Below are 17601 nucleotides of genomic sequence, written 5' to 3'. Positions count from 1 at the left end.
CGGGCTACCGAGAGCACTCACCCATGAAAATGAATTTTTGCCGGATCATGCGCCTGCTCGCCCTGCGTCATCGCGAGCAGGAGGCGATCGTCAACATCGAGCGCAACCGGCGCTACACCTATGAGCAATACCACCTGCTGACCAACCGCGTGGCCGACGTCCTGCGCAACATGCTGCAGGTGCGCGCGGGTGAACGCTTCATGCTGATCCTGGAGAACGACAACCTCAGCCTGATGATGTTTCCCAGTACCTTCAAGCAAGAAGGCACGGTGGTGATGACTAATCTGCGCGACCCGCTCGACGAACATGCGCGGCAGATCGATCTGGTTCGCCCCAAAGTCGTGTTTATCGAAACCCGCTTGCTGGACAGTTACTACGGCATGCTGCGCAGTCGCGGCTGCGAGATTGTGGTGATGGACCCGCCCACCGCAGAGCAAGCCACACTGGCCGGGGTCCACAGCTTCTGGTCGCTGGTGGACGCCGCGTCCGATGCCGATAACGACGTGAGCCTCGATACCGACCAACACATCTGCATGTTGCGCTTCACCGGTGGCACCACCGGCAAGGGCAAGTGCGCGATGTATTCGATCGACAACTGGATGGCCTGCCGCGATGCAGCGTTCATCAACACTGACCTGGGGCTGTCCAGCGCTACCCGGTTGCTGCATGTGTCGCCGCTGTCCCACGGCACCTTGATGTTGTTTTTCCCGACGGTGTATGGCGGCGGCACCAACCTGACCATGAACCAGTTGGACATGGAGTCCTGGCGTCAACAGGTCGAACAGGAGCGGGTCACCCATTCCTTCCTGGTGCCAACCGTGCTCTACCGTTTGCTGGAAATGCAACGGGCGGCGCCCAAGGACTTTTCGTCCCTGACCACGCTGATCTACGGTGCCGCGCCCATGAGCCCGGACAAGCTCGGCGAACTGGTCGCCTGTTTCGGGCAGATCTTCGTCCAGGGCTACGCGGCCACCGAATCGCCGATGATCATCGCCTCGCTGGACAAGGCCGCTCACCAACCCGGCGATGCCGCTGCGTTGCGGCACTTGTCATCGGCCGGTCGCCCTACCCCCGGTGTCGAAGTGTTCATCGCCGACCCCGACGGTAACCCGCTCGCGGTGGGCGAAACCGGTGAAATCCGCATTCGCTGCAAAGCCATCATCAAGGGTTATTACGAGAACCCGGAAGCGACAGCGGCGGAGTTCGACGACGGTGCCTGGAAGTCCGGCGACCTCGGTTATCTCGATGGTGACGGCTATCTGTATATCGTTGACCGGCTCAAGGACATGATCATCAGCGGCGGTTTCAACGTCTACGCGGTGGAAGTCGAAGCTGCCCTCGCCGCGCACCCGGCGGTATTGATGGCCGCGGTGGTCGGCATTCCCCATCCGGAATGGGGCGAGGCGGTGCATGCCGAAGTGATCCTGCGTCAGGGTGAAACAGTGACGTGCGAAGAGTTGATTGCACAAACCCGTACTCGGCTGGGCGGCTACAAGGCGCCGAAGTCGCTGGTGTTTGTCACCGAACTGCCGACCTCGGTCGTCGGCAAGGTCTTGCGTCGGCAGGTCAGGGAGAAATATTGGGAGGGCGCCAGCCGAAAAATCAGTTGAGGCGCACAACCTGTGGGAGCTCGCTCCCACGAGGATGTCGACTCAGGTTTTAAAGGTACCAGCGGTATTCGCGAGCGCTGATCTCTTGCAGGAACGCCAGGTGATCCTGGCGTTTGTTCTCGCAGTACACATCCACAAACTCGGCGCCCAAGCCTTCGCGCAACTGCGGCTGATGCTGCATGGCACGCACGGCATCGAGCATTTCCAGCGGGAAGTCGATGCCGCTGTTGCGGTCGTCATTAAGCGACGGGATCGGCTCCAACCCCGTATCCAACCCTCGCTCCAACCCCACCAGAATTGCCGCCAGCACCAGGTACGGATTCGCATCGGCGCCGGCCAGTCGGTGTTCGATCCTCAGGTTTTTCGAATCTGACTCGGGAATGCGCAGGCAAGCATCGCGGTTCTCGTAACCCCAGCTCGCTTTCGTCGCTACGTTCACCGTGCCGCCCAGGCGCCGCAAAGCGTTCTGGTTCGGCGCGAAAATCGGCATGCAGTGAGGCAGCAACTCCAGGCAACCGGCCACTGCATGACGCAAGGATTGTTGGCGGTTGGCGGCCAACACGTTATTACCCGCCGCGTCGTAAAGACTGACATGCACATGCATGCCACTGCCCGGATGCTGCAAGTAAGGCTTGGCCATGAAACTGGCACGGTAACCGTGCTTAAGGGCGACCCCACGGGTGCTGCGGCAAAACAGCGCCGCCCAGTCAGCGGCACGCAGCCCCTCATCAAGGTGACCGAAATTGATCTCAAACTGACCTGGCCCCAGTTCAGCGGTGATCACCGTGGTATCGATGCCCTGAATCCGCGCGGCGTCGACCATTTCATCGAGTACGGGCGCAAAGCGCGACAGGCGTTCGATGTGCATATTCGGCTGGTCATCGGCATCGTCGCTCAGTTGATCGCGAGCGAACTGAGGCACGCCGTCGCGCAGCTTTTTATCGAACAGATAGAACTCCAGTTCGAACGCCACCACCGGATGAATGCCTTTACCCGCCAGCCGATCAAGGACTTGTGCGAGCACTTCGCGTGGCTCGAAAACAATCGGCTTCTGGGTGCCATCCGAGGTGATCAGCATCTGCCCCAGTGGCTGCGCCTCCCAGGTCACCGGTTTGAGCGTGCCCGGCACCAGCCGACGCAACGCGTCCGGGTCGCCGTCGTTGAAGCAGTAGTCACCAATCTTGAACAGCCCTCCCTGCGTACCCAGCAGCACGCAGTTTTGCGGCAGCTTGAGCGCGCTGCCGGCGGCAACCTTTTCCAGCATTTCTACGGGGTAGCGCTTGCCATAAAAATGCCCTGGAATGTCCAGGGAAATGAGGTCGACGTAACGCACCTCGGGGAAGCGTTGGCGAAAGGCACGCACTTCGGCCAGCAGATCAGAGCAGGCAGCATCCATCGTTGTTGTTCCTTTTATTGTTATCAGGTGTAGACCCAAAGCACTCGCGTGAGATGCTCGGTGAGATTGCCGTAGCGGCAACGGGTGTGACTGTCGAATTGAAAGCTGTCCCCAGCCTGCAAAGTGGCTGGCTCGTCATCATCGCCAAGCCACAGCGTCAGTTCGCCTTCGAGCACGTAGCCGCCCTGTTCCGAGCTGTCACTCAAGTGCCGCTCACCGCTGCTGGCACCCGCTTCGAGATGACTTTCAAGCATGGAAAACGAGGCTCTCATCTTCGGTGAAACCAGAATGTCGGTAATGCCGTTGGCGTAGTACAGCGTGCGGCGTTCGTCTGGCCGGGTCACCCATGGCAATTCCTTGGGTTTGGGCAAGCTGTAGAAATAGGTCGTTGGCACGCCCAGGGTTTCGCTGATCGCCGTCAAGTCGGCGACCGTGGGCCGTGACAAGCCACGCTCGACCTGCGACACAAAACCCACCGAACGGCCAATTTTGTCGGCTAGGTCCTTCAAGGTGTATTTCTTGTGTTTGCGCAGGTCGTGAATAAGGATCGCGAGTGCGGCAATTTCTTCTTGCTTGTTCATGCCAGGGATTCCCGAAAATGGTCCATCAGATGCTGTCGCGCAGCCGATACCAGGCCTTGCCGATAGCTTCCAGCGGCGCTGCCAGGTATTTACCGCCGGGAAAACTGCCATTACTCAGGCCCTGATACAACGTCAATTCATCCGGCTGGCCGAGAATGGCATCGGCCACGGCACGGGCCGCCGCCAGCGTTGGAAGGACGCCATGCCCGGAATAGCCCTGCAGCCAGTAGCGGTCGCCCTGTCGGCCAATGTCAGGGGTGCGGTTGAGGGTCAGGTCGATATGCCCGCCCCAGGCAAACTCCAACTCGACACCTTTTAGCTGCGGGAACACCCGTTCCAGAAAAGGTCGCGTCGCCCCGGCGATGTCCTTGGGCATGCCGCCCAGATAGGTGCAGCCACCACCGAACAGCAGGCGGTTATCTGGCGTGCGCCGGAAATAATCGAGGACGAACTGGTTGTCGGTGACGCAGACATTGCTCGGCAGCAGCGCCGTGGCCTGCTCTGGCGTCAGCGGCGCCGTGGCGACCTGATAAGTCCCCACCGGCAATACACAACTGGCCAATTTCGGGTCGAGTCGATCCAGATACGCATTACAGGCAAGCACCAGCACATCCGCCCGAATTGACCCACGCTCGGTGTTCACCAGAAATCGGCCGCCCTCCTCTCGGTAGCTCAACGCTTTGCTTTGTTCATGAATACAGCCGCCAGCACGCTCGACAGCAGCCGCCAGGCCCAGTGCGAGTTTTAGCGGATTGAGGTGCGCACCCTCAGGGTCGTAGAGACCGGCCTGATAACGCTCGCTGGCCACCCATTCAGGCAATTGCTCACGAGGGATGAACTGCAATCCATCGTGGCCCCATTTGTGGCTGGCCTCGTGTTGCCATTCGGTCAACAGACTGACCCGACGGGGCATGACCGAGGTCCAGAGATGGCCGGCGCGATAATCGCAATCGAAACCATGGCGCCCAGACAATTCGCGCAACTCCTGTGCGGCCCAGCGCATACCGTCCCACAGTCGCCTTGCCCGTTCATACCCTAGCGCAGCTTCCAGTGGTGGCATGTCACACGACCAGCCAAGAATGGCCTGTCCGCCGTTACGTCCGGAGGCAGCCCACGCCACGCGACTGGCGTCCAGCAGCGTTACGCGCTTGCCGGCCAAAGCCAGACGCAACGCGGTATGCAGACCACTGAAACCCGCACCGATGATCACAACTTCGGTGTCTTGCTCCCCCACCAGCGCAGGCCGAGAGCTCAGGAGATTGGCGCAACTGTGGGCGTAATAGCTGGCGACATGTCGCTTGGATTGCTGAAACACAGGATGCTCCATGAAATTATGTTTTTATAATTTCATGAAAAACTACAGCAATAATTTCACGCAAGCAACGCCGATTCATCCTTCATACAGGGCGAGCTATCAATGCCAGCAACCATTCTGGTGTGATGATCATTTATTTTCTTGATATTTCGAGCTTCATACCTAGGCTCTTTCAGGGGATTCGAATATCGAGCGAGGATTTATCAGGGGGCTCATCTCGAAACATTGTTTAATGTTTGCAGGAGCTCGGCATGAACCGTAAATCACTGTCCACCGTGTTTGCCGCAACGGCATTGCTATCGATCATGGCAGTACCCGCAACGTCAATGGCCGCCGACAAGCCGCCTCCCAACATCGTGGTGATCATGGGCGATGATATCGGCTGGTCCAATATCGGCGTCTACAACCAGGGCATGATGGCAGGTCGGACACCGAACCTCGATCAACTCGCCAATGAAGGCATGCGCTTTACCGATTACTACGCCGAGGCCAGTTGCACGGCCGGGCGCGCCAACTTCATTACCGGTGAATTACCGATTCGTACCGGCATGACCACGGTCGGCCAGGCCGGCTCCCCTATTGGTATTCCCGCCGAAGCAGTGACCATTGCCACTGCACTTAAATCCATGGGTTACGCCACTGGCCAGTTCGGCAAGAACCACTTGGGCGACTTGAATCAGTTCCTGCCGACCGTGCACGGTTTCGATGAATTTTTCGGCTATCTCTATCACCTCGACGCCATGGAAGACCCCGCTCACCCTAATTATCCGAAGGAGCTTCTGGATTCCGTCGGCCCGCGCAACATGGTGCACAGTTGGGCGACAGCCACGGATGACCCGACTGTCATGCCGCGTTGGGGCAAGGTCGGCAAACAGAAAATCGAAGACGCCGGGACGCTTTATCCAGACCGGATGAAAACCGTCGATGACGAGATTCAAGCCAAAGCCTTCGCCTTCATCGACAAGGCCAAACAGGACAACAAACCGTTCTTCCTGTGGCTCAACCCGACGCGCATGCACATCGTCACGCACCTGTCTGACAAATACGAAGCGATGCGTAATTCGCAAAATGGCTGGTCGGAGCAGGAAGCGGGGATGGCGCAGCTTGACGATATCGTCGGCGACGTCATGGCCAAGCTGAAAAAAGACGGCATGGATGACAACACCATCGTGATGTTCACCACCGACAATGGCGCGGAAAACTTCACCTGGCCGGACGGCGGTACCACCCCGTTTGCCATGGGCAAAGGCACGGTGATGGAAGGTGGCTTCCGCGTACCGGCGATCATTCGCTGGCCGGGCCAAGTGCCGCCAAACACCATCTCCAACGGCATCATGTCCGGCATGGACTGGTTCCCGACCTTCATCACGGCGGCCGGTAACCCGAACATTTCGGCTGAACTGCTCAAAGGCAAACAACTGGGCGACACCACCTACAAGGTTCACCTCGACGGCTATGACCAGACGCCGATGATCACCGGCAAAGGTCCATCAAATCGCCATGAAATCTTCTACTTCGGCGAAAGCACCCTGGGCGCGATTCGTATCGATGACTTCAAGTATCGCTTTATCGATCAGCCCGGTGGCTGGCTGGGCGCCAAGGTCGCGCTGGACATGCCGATCCTGACCAACCTGCGCCTCGACCCGTTCGAGCGCATGGGCTGGCCGGAAGACCAGGCGGCCAGCGGCTCGCGGAATACTTCCAGTGGTTCAAGTTCCAGTTCTGGCGCTTCGTGTTTGTGCAGGATCAGGTGATCAAACTGGCGCAGACGGCGATCGAGTATCCGCCGATGCAGAAAGGCGCGAGCTTCAACCTCGATGCCGTCAAGGCCAAGATCGAGGCGGCCCGAGCCGCCATGGCCAAGTAAGCAGTGGAACTTGCGGGTGGCCACGGCTCGCCACCCGCAATTCTGATGGAGGTTTGTTGAGGTAAAGGGGAATTCCATGCAAAAGAAAACGTGCACCCTGCCCGCCGTCACCCTGCTCGCGCTTTACTGCCAGTACGCCCATGCCGGCGGCATCATGCTCTACGAAATTGGCACCGATAACGTTGGCCTGGCCAACGCGGGTGCCGCCGCTCGGGCTCAAGGCCCCTCCACTATCGCCAGTAATCCGGCGGGTCTGAGTTACTTGCAGGGAACGCAGATCACAGCCGGTGCGCAACTCCTTTATGGCAACCTGACGTTCGACCGGGATGCCAATACCAACGGTACAGGCCGCGGCAGTGGCAATGCTCTGGACCCCATCCCCGGCGGTAGCTTCTTCATCAGTCATCAACTGGATGACAACTGGAGCGTTGGTTTTGGCTCTTACGGTGACTTCGGGCTGGCGGCGAACTACAACAATGACTGGTCCGGACGCTATTTTGCGCAGAACGTCAGCCTTGCCGGGCTGTCCCTGGTGCCCAGCGTGGCATACCGCTTCAACGATCAGTGGTCGGTGGGCGTTGGAGTAAAAGCCATGTATGGCATGTTGCAGGACCAGACAGCAATCGACCGCTCGCCATTTGGCCTGACCAACCGCAGCGACGGCTATTTTAAATACGAAGACAGCACTTGGGGCTATGGCGCCAACCTGGGTGTGATCTACGCCCCACAACCCGGCACGCGGATCGGACTGGCCTACACCAGCAAAGTCGATCTGAATTTCGAAGACAAGCTCAATATCCACGGCACCGGTCCCGGACTTGATCGTCTGAACGGGCTGAACACCAAACTCGACATGCAAGTACCACAAACCGCAACCCTGAGCCTTTTCCAGCAACTCGATCCGCAATGGGCCTTGCTGGCCACGGTGAACTGGCAAGACTGGTCGCAGTTCGGCGATGTCGCGGTGCAGGTCGATACCACGGCGGCCGGTTCGCAATCGACCACGGTCAACGCTCATTTCAAGGACACCTGGCAATTGGCGCTCGGCGCGCAATATCAAGCCACCCGTCAACTGTTGTGGAACGTCGGCGTGGCGTATGACAGCAGTGCCGTGTCGGACGCCAACCGCACGCTGAACGCACCCATGGGCGAATCCTGGCGCCTGGGCACTGGAGCCACCTATGCGCTGAACAAGGATACCGACGTCAACGTCAGCTGGGCCTTGGTCTGGCTCGGCGACATGCCGGTGGATCAAACCAAAACCGTATCAGGCGTGCGAACGTCAGGTCAGTTCGACAATGCCTGGATTCAAGCCGTGACCGGGAACATGACCTGGCGTTTTTGAACTACCGTTATCGAAAAATAACGACATCACCCCACGGAGCACACAGCACTATGAACTTGTCCCGAAAAATATTCGTCGGCGCCGCACTAGCCAGTCTGTTGCTGGGCGGTTGCACCTCCAAAGTCACCGAGCAGGACCAGTACTCGGGCTTCCTGCCCAACTACAACAACCTTCAGGAAGTGACCACCACCAGCGGCGAGAAAGCCATGCGCTGGGTCAGCCCGTCGTGGAACCCCAACGCCTATGACACCGTGGCCTTCATGAAACTTGAGCTTTATCCGGCGCCAAAACCCAACGATCGAGTCGACCTCCGGACGCTGCAAGAATTGCAGAACTACATGACCAGCAACGCCAGAGGTGTGCTCGGGCAGAAATACCGCATCGTGAGCAGTGCCAAGGCAGCACCGCCAGGCTCCAAAACGCTTGTCCTGCGGGCGGCTATCACCGGTGTAACCGCGTCTAACGAAGGTATGCAATGGTATGAAGTAGTACCGGTCGCCGCGGTGGTTGGTGGGGTGAGTGCCGCTTCCGGCCATCGCACTCAGGACACCACGCTGTTTCTTGAAGCCGAGTTGGTGGACGCGAGCAACAACCAGGTCGTGGCCAAAGTGGTGCGCAAGGTGTTTGGCGAGCAGTTGAGCAATACCAGTCAGAAGATCACCGTCAATGACTTCAAAGCGGCGATCAACAAGCTGACGGCCGATTTGCAGGCGTTTATACGCTAGGCCAGATAGACCGCGTTATCGTTCTTCGCGAGCAAGCCCGCTCCCACAGAGGGAATGCATTCCAAATGGGGGAGCGGGCTTGCTCGCGAAGACGGCATATCCAGCAACATCATAATCAAGTGCAAGACTACCCAAGCATCGCCACCCACTGCCCCGGCGTCATTCGGGTGACCATGATCAGCACAATCACGAACATCCCCAGAAACCCGAGCACGCCCATCCAGAACCACTTGCGGTAAACCGCATCGTATTCGACGGTAAGCCCCTGCCCCGTTTCCGTCGCGCTCAACGCCAGCACCTGCAATCGCTTCTGCAGTACCAGCACCGGCAGCCAGAGCGCCCCGGTGCACAGGAAAATCACCAGCGCCGTCAGCACCCATTCCGTGGCCAACGGCAGCCCGCTGAGTTTCACCAACCCATACCCGGTCAAGATTTGAATGAAGCCTGCCGGCGTGGTGATCCAGGTGTCGAACCGCACCACCATTCGCGCCACGTGGGCGATCACCAGCGGATTGGCCGTGCGACTGGCGGCGATCAGATACAGGTAGGAACCCATACCGAAACCAAACAGAAAAATCGCGGCGATGATGTGGGCATATTTGAGGCCGAGGTAGAGCATGTTCAGCCCTGCCCGTCAGAAAAAACCACGGACATCTGCAGATTGTCCGGGTCGTTAATGGCAGCCATGTATTCATCGACGCTGATTTCACCGACACACGGTCGAGCGCCGGGTTCGGGCACATAGCCCTGAAGCATTTTCGCCGCCAGGGCGACGGCGGCGCAGCTCGGGATTTCGGGTCCTTTGTCGTTGAACGCGGTGAGCTGCACGGTCAAGGACTGTGGCTTTTCATCCATGCCGAGGCCTTGGACGTCGATGTACATCGCACTTTTGCCATCGCCAAATCGTTCGAACCAGCAGCCCCAGCGGTGTAACCGGGCGGCCCATGGTGCGTAGTCGCGAATCAGCCCGGTTCGCAGGGCCTGGGCCAACAAGTAGTTGGCCACGCCACCGAGCTTGAGCCCCGCGCCGGCCTTGAATCGCAAGGTGTGGGCGCCGTAACGACCGGCGAAGATGTCCATGTCGGGCACATCGACATTGGCCAGCACCCGCGTCCCCATCTGCGGCATCTTGCGCAAGGTCAGGTCCTGCCAGCCGAGCACTTCGTGCACCTGCCCGTTCTTCAGCTGTTTGATCGGTTTGCCAGCGTAAGCGAGCACGCCGGCAACGGTGGACAGCCCCGGCATCTTGGCCGAGGACGTAATGCCGTGTTCGATCGAATCGATGCGTTTAAACCGCCCGCGGTGCTGATCGATGATCGCCGACGACAACGTCGGCACCGAGCTGCAGCCGCTGAGGACCGCCACACCCGCGCCTTTGGCCCGGGCGTCCAGCACATGAATGCCGTTGACGAAGGTGCGGCAGTCGGCCAGGTCACAGTAATTCACGCCCGCCTCGATGCAAGCCTCGGCCACCGCATAGGACTGTCCCTGGAACGGGCCGCCGGTGTGGATGACCAATTGAACGCCCAGCGAACTCAGGGCCGACTTGAAATCGACGCCCATGGCATCGCCGCACCAGCCTTCACAGGTTTTGCCGGATTGGGTTTTCAATGCTTCGAGTTTGGCTGACAACTTGCGGGGATCGCGCCCGGAGATCACCAGATCGATGCCCGACATCACCGCCAGATGCCGGCAGACGATGCTGCCGAAGTTTCCGTAGCCGCCGATCACCATTACCTTGAGTGCCATTTACTGCGTCCCTGAGCCGTTTTTATAACCGAGGCGCGATTCTAAGGGATTGAATCCATGGGCAGGGGCGATTTTTTCCAGGGAATGCGGGGGTTTCGGCAGAGCGACCGCGTTATCGTTCTTCGCGAGCAAGCCCGCTCCCACTTGATTTGTGCCGTTCACAAACCCCCTGTGGGAGCGGGCTTGCTCGCGAAGGCGGCCGAATAAACAACGCATCACTCAAGACATGGGCAACTAAACCGCGCCACCCTTGGCCTGCTGCTCCAGATGCACCTGCAACTGCGGATCAATCTTCAGCGCCGCCGCCAGTTCATCCAGATAATTACGCTCAGCATCTTGCTGATCGTCCACCACCATCACACTAGCCAAATACATTTCCGCAGCGATGGCCGGATCGGTGGCCGATTGCGCCACATCGGCGGCGTTCAATGGCCGGGCGACTTCGGCGTCGAGCCATTGCTGCAGTTGCGGGTCGTCGGTGTGGCGGCCGATTTCGGCGCTGATCATCTGTTTCTCCTTGTCGTCGATCCGGCCGTCAGCCTTCGCGGCAGCGATCAACGCGCGCAGCACCGCGTGGCTGTGCTCCTCGACTTCCGGGCCGGACAACAGGTCGGCTGTGCGCGGCGCCTGTTGCGGCGCTGAGGTCTGGCTGCGCTGCCAGGTTTGATAGGCTTGGAACGCCATCATCCCGAGGGACGCCAGCGCCGCGTAGTTGGTGCCACCCGAAGAACGGCTCTGGGTCGAGCCACCCAACGCTGAGCCACCACCCAGCAAACCACCGAGCAAGCCACCCAACCCGCTACCGCCAGCACTGGAACCGGCGCCACCACCCAGCAGGCCGCCGAGCAATCCGCCGAGACCGCCCAGGCCTCCCTGGGACGACGAAGCGCCACCCGGTTGCGCCGTGGAGCCTTGGCCGGCCCGCAACAGTTGTTCGAGCAAATCGCTGGTGTTCATGACGACGTCCTCATTAATCGGCGTGGCGCTAATAGGCAAAACGCAGTCAGGCAACGATAGCCCCGCCCGGCAATTGCGCCAGCACCGTTTGGCCGACGTGAACCCGTCAAACCGCGAGCGCTCACGCTACTGACAGAAACTGACACTGCCCCCTTCTATGCTTGTGCGACCTACAACGGAGCCGTCCCATGATCACGCCTCGCTATATGTTGCTTTTCGTCGAAAATCCCGCCGTCAGTGCGCGGTTTTACGAGTTTCTGCTGGACCTCAAACCCGTGGAAGAATCCCCGACCTTTGCGCTGTTTGTGCTTGATGGCGGCTATAAGCTGGGGCTCTGGTCGCGGCACACCGCTGAGCCGGCGGTGGGAATGTCCGGCGGCGGCATGGAGCTGGCGTTTCCGGTTGAGTCCGCCGAACAGGTCGATGCAATTTTTGCCAAATGGTCCAGCCTCGGCTTGAGCATCCTGCAACCGCCCACGGAACTGGATTTCGGTCGCACCTTCGTCGCGCTTGACCCCGATGACCATCGGCTGCGAGTGTTCTACCCTCGCTAACCCGCTACCCAGAGGATCAACCCAGCCATGGATCAGCATCAGATCGTCGTCAGCGACGTGATCGAGCCTGAAGTCGCGCACGTGCTCAGTGCCGGGCTCAGTGCTTTTAATGATCAGGCGACCGGGATCAACGACCGGCAGGCACTGGCGGTGACGATCCGCGATCCTGAGACCCAACAGGTTTTGGGCGGGATGACCGGGCGGACATCGCTAGGCCTGCTGTTTCTCGACTTGTTTTACTTGCCCGAATCGCTGCGCGGCTCCGGACTCGGCTCACGACTGCTCCAGGCCTGTGAAGACGAAGGTCGCCGTCGCGGCTGTCTTTCGGCGGTGCTCTATACCTTGAGTTTCCAGGCCCCGGCGTTTTACGAGAAGCACGGCTGGCAGCGCTTTGGCGAAGTGCCATGCCTGCCGGAGGGCACCAGCCGGGTGTTTATGAGCAAGGTGTTGTAACAAAAATCAGCATCCACGCGAACCCTGTGGCGAGGGGCTTGCCCCCGTTCGGCTGCGCAGCAGTCGTCAAACCTGTGGACACGGTCTGTGCGGGAAACATAGGGGGCTGCTTCGCAACCCAACGGGGGCAAGCCCCCTCGCCACAAAGTGTGTGTGCCTCCTTTCGGCAAACATCCCTGTAGATTTATCCGAAGTATTTTTCTACAGCGCGCTAAGATTTAAAGGTGGTGAACCTTATCCCCGGATTCCCGGTCGATACCTGCAACCCGACCCGGTTTGCCGACGCCCCCAATAGAAGGGTGCTGACTGGCTTGCTTCACTTTTTGGAGAACGCCCCCGTGATATCAACCTTACACATCGCCAGGCTCAAAGCATGGGGCGCCCATGGTTTTACCGCGACCGGCGTGGTCACTGCCTTCCTGGCCACCCTCGCGCTGCTGGAAAACCAGCCGGTCCATTGCCTGCTGTGGCTGGGCGTGGCGCTGATCGTCGACGGCCTCGACGGGGCGCTGGCACGCAAGGTCAATGTGCAATCAGTGCTGCCGAGTTTCGACGGCTCGATCCTCGACCTGGTCATCGACTACCTGACCTACGTGTTCATCCCGGCGCTGTTCATCTACCGCTACATCCCGTTGCCTGACTACACGCTGCTGCTGACCGTGTCGCTGATACTCGTCTCGTCGCTGTTCTGCTTCTGCAACGTCAACATGAAAAGCAAAGACAACTACTTCCAGGGCTTCCCCGCCGCGTGGAACGTCGTCGCGTTGTGCCTGTACATCATCGCCCCGTCTCCGTGGGTGACGCTGCTCACCGTCATCGGCCTGGCGCTGCTGACCGTGACCCGAATGAAATTCCTGCACCCGTTTCGGGTGCGCAAGTTCATGCCGATCAACATCGCCGTAACCGCCATCTGGTTGCTGTGTAGTTTGTCGCTGGTGGTCAACCACCCGGTGATCAACCCGCTGGTGATGGGGCTTTGGCTGCTGATGTCGGCGTACTTCCTGGGGATCTGCATCTGGCGCACGGCAATGGAGTGGTTTGACGGCTCGCGGAATAAGTAACCGGGCGCCGAAGCCACCTGATCGCCCGAACAACACAAATCCCCTGTGGGAGCGAGCTTGCTCGCGATTGCGGTCATTCAGTCATAGGGATGGTCACTGATACGCCGCTATCGCGAGCAAGCTCGCTCCAACATTGACTGTGTAACGCCTGGAGTTGTCTATACGTGAGCAACCAGATTCGGCTCGCAACCCTGCAGGATGCAGCAGCCATCAGCCAGGTCATCATCCAGTCCCTGCGCCACTCCAACGCCCAGGACTACACGCCCGACATCATTGCGCAGGTGGAAAAAGCTTTTCTACCGAGTGCATTCTTACTTTGATGGGCCAACGCCAAGTCTTTGTGGCGACCATCGCGCATCAAGTCGTTGCAACCGCCAGCCTCGACCGTGATGTTGTCCGCAGTGTATTCGTCAGCCCAGCCCATCAAGGGATAGGACTTGGCAGGAAGTTGATGGCCACGCTTCAAGCCGTCGCCAATGACGCAAACATCGACGTCTTGCGCGTGCCCTCCTCCATTACCGCTGAAGGCTTTTACGTGAAGTTGGGCTTTCGAAAGGTTCGTGATGAGTTTCACGGTGCTGAACGCACGATCATCATGGAACTACGTTTGAGCCCTGATTGAATGTGGGGCGACCTCATTTCTGTCTCCGCTGAAGATTGTAGGAGCTGCCGAAGGCTGCGATCTTTGATCCTGATCTCAGCACCGTCGAAAAAGATCAACGTCAAAAGATCGCAGCCTTCGGCAGCTCCGGTGAGGTCTTGATGAACGGGCGGCTCAATACGAACGCTGTTTTATTCCCCACCGCCCTTCGTCCCAAGTCACCACCCACAGGTTTTCATGAGACGTGATGACGGCCCCATCCGCTCGATTGCGCGAATACCGAACATACAAATGGACCTTTCGAGGGCTCACCAGGACCACACGTTTATCCTGGTAAACCGTATGGTCCCAGCCCGTCTGGCGCGTCAACTCAACAAAAAAATCATCCGGCAGCTGCCCGGCCCGGTCCCAGATCACCAGGTTTTCCCCGGAAAGGATGACGTGAGGAAAGTGAAGAAAGCGATCCATGCCCACCAGGTCCCGAGCGTTGAAGGCGTCGGTAAACGCTTCGATGCAGGCAATGGCTGCACGCTCCGTGGCGGGCTCGTCGAAAGCATCACGGCGATCGGGTTGAAAGAGTGCATCGGTATTTTTCATGCTACGAACTGGCTCCTGCCTGTGTCGAAAAATCGCTATCCGTTGAGTGGCGATGTTCAGTCTGCCGATCAAACTGCCGGTTGGCCAACGCAGAAAAGCGCCACGGGCTGACGGGTTTCATCCAGCTCCAAAGCACGTTTCATTGCGCCATCGTCAAAACCCATTACCACCACAGACCCCAGCCCTTGCGCCGTCACCGCCAGGTACATGTTTTGCGCGACCGCTCCCGCTTCAAAATCGACATAACGCGCGCCACGCAAGCCATCCGCTTGCTGTTCGGCAAAGTGCTGGATGGCCAGGTCTCGGTTTCCGATGATCACCACCACAACGGCAGCGTCCTCCAGCCAGGTTTCATCACCGAGCGCGGCGCAATTCAGAACCCCGGCCGCAAGGCTTGGACCGGACAACGTGAGCTGCGCCGAATCAGGCTCGAAGATGTAGAAACCTGGTGATAAACCCTCGACCCGACGAACGATAACGCCCAGGGTCAGCGGATACAAAGCATGTGCCGAGGGCGCTGCACGCTTGCCCTCTGAGGATGTGCGGCCCTGCCCGGCAGACAGAATTTTGAGCACGGCGCTCAGCGAGATGGGCTCGTCGGTGTAACGTCTGACGCTGCGCCGGCGGGTGAGCAGGTTTTGCAGGGCTGTTGCGTTCGAAGCATCCATTGCACGTGCGTCCCGATTTTGCGGAACCTCGATTAAAGCAGTTCCCATGATGTGGTGGTTGTCGGGCCAGCTTTAATTTTCAGGCCCTCACAAACTCTGTGGCGAGGGGGCTTGCCCCGTTTGGGTCGCGAAGCGGCCCCCGGCACTCTCCTGGCAGACCGCATTCGCTGGATTGACACCTGCTTCGCAGGCGAACGGGGGCAAGCCCCCTCGCCACAGATGTTCAGCCTTTTTGACCGCAGCGTATGTCCACAATAGGCTTGCACAGTGGACAGAGCACGTCGCATGACGATAGCGTCAGCCCATCCCATTTAAAGGCCTCACCATGATCCCGATTGTCGAGTACGCCGACGAACATCACCGCACCGCCGTTATCAATCTCTGGGAAACCGCGTTCGGCTACGAAACCGCGCACAACACCCCAAGCCTGGTGATCGACAAGAAACTGGCCATCGCCGACGGGCTGTTTTTTGTGGCGCTGGCTGCAGAGGTGGTCGTTGGCACTGTTCTGGCAGGATACGACGGCCATCGTGGCTGGCTCTATTCGGTTGCGGTGCATCCGGCGCAGCGCCGACAAGGCTTGGGCGCCAGGCTGGTTCGCCATGCAGAGCAGGCTTTGACGGCGCGCGGTTGCATGAAGATCAATCTGCAGATTGTCAGCACCAATGAAAGCGTGAAGGGTTTTTATGAATCCCTGGGTTATGCGGTGGAGCCGCGCATCAGCATGGGGAAGAAGGTTGAGGTGAACATTGCGCAGATCTGATGTTCCATCATCGCGAGCAGGCTCGCTCCCACTTGACCGAGTCAGCCGCAGATTTTGTGCAAGACACCGATTAAGTAATGAAATGGCTCCCCCGCCGCCCCCTGTGATCACCCACTAAGCTTTCACAGGGGGCTCATCGGAGACCGTTGCCATGAACAAAGTAGCTATTGTCGCCATCGATCTGGGAAAACACACCTTTCATCTGCATGCACAAGATGATCGTGGTCATGAGCTTTACCGCAAAAAGTTTAATCGGGCGGCGCTCATCCAGCATCTGGCCAATCTCGAACCCTGCACCGTTGCGATGGAAGCTTGCGGCGGAGCCCACTTCATGGCGCAGGAAGTCTCAAGACTGGGGCATATACCCAAACTCATTGCTCCGCATCTCGTGCGTCCGTATGTGAAAAGCAACAAGAACGACTTCGCTGATGCCGAAGCGATCTGCGAGGCTGCAACTCGTCCAACAATGCGCTTTGTGCCGCCTAAGAATCAGGCTCAGCAGGCGCTGGCCATGCTCAACTCGACACGTGATTCGTTCATCAAAGAACGTACTGCTACCGTCAATCGGATTCACGCAGCCCTCCTGGAAGTCGGAATCAGCTTGGCCCCAGGCTTCAAGTCCATCAAAGATCTTCCAGCGCTGCTTGAAGCACATCCACTTCCCGATTCCATCAAAAAACTACTGACCAGGCTGCGTGAGCACTTCAATTACTTGCACGAGCAGGTCAAGGCTTTGGATAAGGAAGTGGAGTGCCAAGCCGCTGAAGATGATCTGGCTGTTCGCTTGATGACGATGCCGTGTGTCGGCCCGATCACCTCCAGCGTCCTGGCTGCCGAGTTGGGCGATGGCAAACAGTTCAAGTGCGGCCGAGGCTATTCGGCCTCGATCGGGCTAGTGCCCAAACAACACTCCACGGGCGGAAAAACCGTACTTTTAGGCATCAGCAAGCGGGGTGACCGAAACCAGAGACGTCTGCTGATCCAGTGTGCCCGCGTCTATCTGATGCAGTTGGATCGACAGAAAGGAGCGCTGGCGGACTGGGTCCGACGGCTATGGGACAACCATCACTCCAATCATGTGGTCTGCGCACTGGCCAACAAACTGGCGAGAATCGCCTGGGCGATTGCAGCACACCACACCGAATTCGATGCGGGGCCAGGCGCGATGAACGCCTGACCCCGCTGTCACCCGAGCACCACCCAGCTGGTTTGCGATGCTGGATAACAGATGACGTGAACGGCCAACCGGCCTGACGAAAACCCTGAGCTCCCACACGGCTGAAAGGCCGTCCAAGTAATTAGGATCGCCGGGCATCGATTCTCATCAAGGCGCGAATGGACCAACCTCCACTCAGACGC

The 17601-nt window shown here is 58.9% G+C and carries 15 protein-coding genes and 3 pseudogenes; 10 read left to right on the top strand and 8 right to left on the bottom strand.

What is annotated here, in order from left to right:
* Positions 1-23: 23 nt before the first annotated feature.
* Positions 24-1610, top strand: coding sequence for a class I adenylate-forming enzyme family protein (locus RHM58_RS21385; RefSeq protein WP_322268111.1), 1587 nt, complete (start codon positions 24-26; stop codon positions 1608-1610).
* 49 nt (positions 1611-1659) lie between these two features.
* Here RHM58_RS21385 and RHM58_RS21380 read toward each other — a convergent pair whose 3' ends face one another.
* Genes RHM58_RS21380 through RHM58_RS21370 form a run of 3 tightly spaced genes read right to left on the bottom strand, consistent with a single transcriptional unit; the run spans position 1660 to position 4902 of the window.
* Entirely contained in the window at positions 1660-3006 is a 1347-nt protein-coding gene (locus tag RHM58_RS21380; RefSeq protein ID WP_322268110.1) for a glutamine synthetase family protein, read from the bottom strand.
* 23 nt (positions 3007-3029) lie between these two features.
* The gene (locus tag RHM58_RS21375) at positions 3030-3587 is read right to left on the bottom strand and encodes a helix-turn-helix domain-containing protein (RefSeq protein ID WP_201203600.1); all 558 of its coding nucleotides are present in this window, start codon (positions 3585-3587) and stop codon (positions 3030-3032) included.
* A 25-nt stretch (positions 3588-3612) separates the two neighbouring features.
* Positions 3613-4902 (bottom strand): NAD(P)/FAD-dependent oxidoreductase, encoded by a 1290-nt coding sequence (locus RHM58_RS21370; RefSeq protein ID WP_201203598.1) that lies wholly within the window; start codon positions 4900-4902, stop codon positions 3613-3615.
* A gap of 251 nt (positions 4903-5153) precedes the next feature.
* On the opposite strand from RHM58_RS21370, the pseudogene RHM58_RS21365 reads away from it, so the two are divergent.
* The 3 genes and pseudogenes from RHM58_RS21365 (at position 5154) to RHM58_RS21355 (ending at position 8839) form a co-directional block, all read left to right on the top strand.
* Positions 5154-6769 (top strand): annotated as a pseudogene (locus RHM58_RS21365) (arylsulfatase).
* A 76-nt stretch (positions 6770-6845) separates the two neighbouring features.
* Complete coding sequence (locus tag RHM58_RS21360; RefSeq protein ID WP_322268109.1) at positions 6846-8114, top strand: OmpP1/FadL family transporter; 1269 nt, start codon at positions 6846-6848, stop codon at positions 8112-8114.
* A 50-nt stretch (positions 8115-8164) separates the two neighbouring features.
* Positions 8165-8839: a DUF3313 domain-containing protein gene (locus tag RHM58_RS21355; protein ID WP_322268108.1), complete on the top strand. Its 675-nt coding sequence runs from the start codon at positions 8165-8167 to the stop codon at positions 8837-8839.
* Positions 8840-8966: 127 nt separating this feature from the next.
* Here the strand turns inward: RHM58_RS21355 and RHM58_RS21350 are convergent, their stop codons facing one another.
* The 3 genes from RHM58_RS21350 to RHM58_RS21340 all read right to left on the bottom strand — a co-directional run bounded on the left by RHM58_RS21350 (position 8967) and on the right by RHM58_RS21340 (position 11545).
* Positions 8967-9458, bottom strand: coding sequence for a DUF2269 family protein (locus RHM58_RS21350; RefSeq protein WP_322268106.1), 492 nt, complete (start codon positions 9456-9458; stop codon positions 8967-8969).
* A 2-nt stretch (positions 9459-9460) separates the two neighbouring features.
* The gene (locus tag RHM58_RS21345; protein ID WP_322268105.1) at positions 9461-10588 is read right to left on the bottom strand and encodes a saccharopine dehydrogenase family protein; all 1128 of its coding nucleotides are present in this window, start codon (positions 10586-10588) and stop codon (positions 9461-9463) included.
* 234 nt (positions 10589-10822) lie between these two features.
* A complete protein-coding gene (locus RHM58_RS21340) occupies positions 10823-11545 on the bottom strand; it encodes a tellurite resistance TerB family protein (RefSeq protein WP_322268103.1) in 723 nt (240 codons plus the stop codon).
* Positions 11546-11733: 188 nt separating this feature from the next.
* Between RHM58_RS21340 and RHM58_RS21335 the strand changes: the two genes are divergently transcribed.
* From RHM58_RS21335 to RHM58_RS21320, 4 genes and pseudogenes are all read left to right on the top strand, one after another.
* Positions 11734-12099 (top strand): VOC family protein, encoded by a 366-nt coding sequence (locus tag RHM58_RS21335; protein WP_322268102.1) that lies wholly within the window; start codon positions 11734-11736, stop codon positions 12097-12099.
* A gap of 27 nt (positions 12100-12126) precedes the next feature.
* Positions 12127-12552: a GNAT family N-acetyltransferase gene (locus RHM58_RS21330; protein ID WP_322268101.1), complete on the top strand. Its 426-nt coding sequence runs from the start codon at positions 12127-12129 to the stop codon at positions 12550-12552.
* A 338-nt stretch (positions 12553-12890) separates the two neighbouring features.
* The gene (pcsA, locus tag RHM58_RS21325; RefSeq protein WP_322268100.1) at positions 12891-13613 is read left to right on the top strand and encodes a phosphatidylcholine synthase; all 723 of its coding nucleotides are present in this window, start codon (positions 12891-12893) and stop codon (positions 13611-13613) included.
* Positions 13614-13777: 164 nt separating this feature from the next.
* Positions 13778-14235: pseudogene (locus tag RHM58_RS21320) on the top strand (GNAT family N-acetyltransferase).
* Between the two features lie 153 nt (positions 14236-14388).
* On the opposite strand, the gene RHM58_RS21315 reads toward RHM58_RS21320, so the two are convergent.
* The gene (locus RHM58_RS21315) at positions 14389-14811 is read right to left on the bottom strand and encodes a hypothetical protein (RefSeq protein ID WP_322268099.1); all 423 of its coding nucleotides are present in this window, start codon (positions 14809-14811) and stop codon (positions 14389-14391) included.
* 68 nt (positions 14812-14879) lie between these two features.
* The gene (locus RHM58_RS21310) at positions 14880-15479 is read right to left on the bottom strand and encodes a SagB/ThcOx family dehydrogenase (RefSeq protein ID WP_322268098.1); all 600 of its coding nucleotides are present in this window, start codon (positions 15477-15479) and stop codon (positions 14880-14882) included.
* A 319-nt stretch (positions 15480-15798) separates the two neighbouring features.
* Between RHM58_RS21310 and RHM58_RS21305 the strand changes: the two are divergent.
* Both RHM58_RS21305 and RHM58_RS21300 read left to right on the top strand, forming a co-directional pair.
* Positions 15799-16242, top strand: a pseudogene (locus RHM58_RS21305) (GNAT family acetyltransferase); the annotation flags it as partial.
* A gap of 151 nt (positions 16243-16393) precedes the next feature.
* A complete protein-coding gene (locus RHM58_RS21300; protein WP_201256610.1) occupies positions 16394-17419 on the top strand; it encodes an IS110 family transposase in 1026 nt (341 codons plus the stop codon).
* Positions 17420-17601: the final 182 nt, after the last annotated feature.

The organism is Pseudomonas sp. 10S4 (assembly GCF_034344865.1).
Lineage (GTDB): Bacteria > Pseudomonadota > Gammaproteobacteria > Pseudomonadales > Pseudomonadaceae > Aquipseudomonas.
This window is presented reverse-complemented; position numbering and strand designations above follow the sequence as displayed.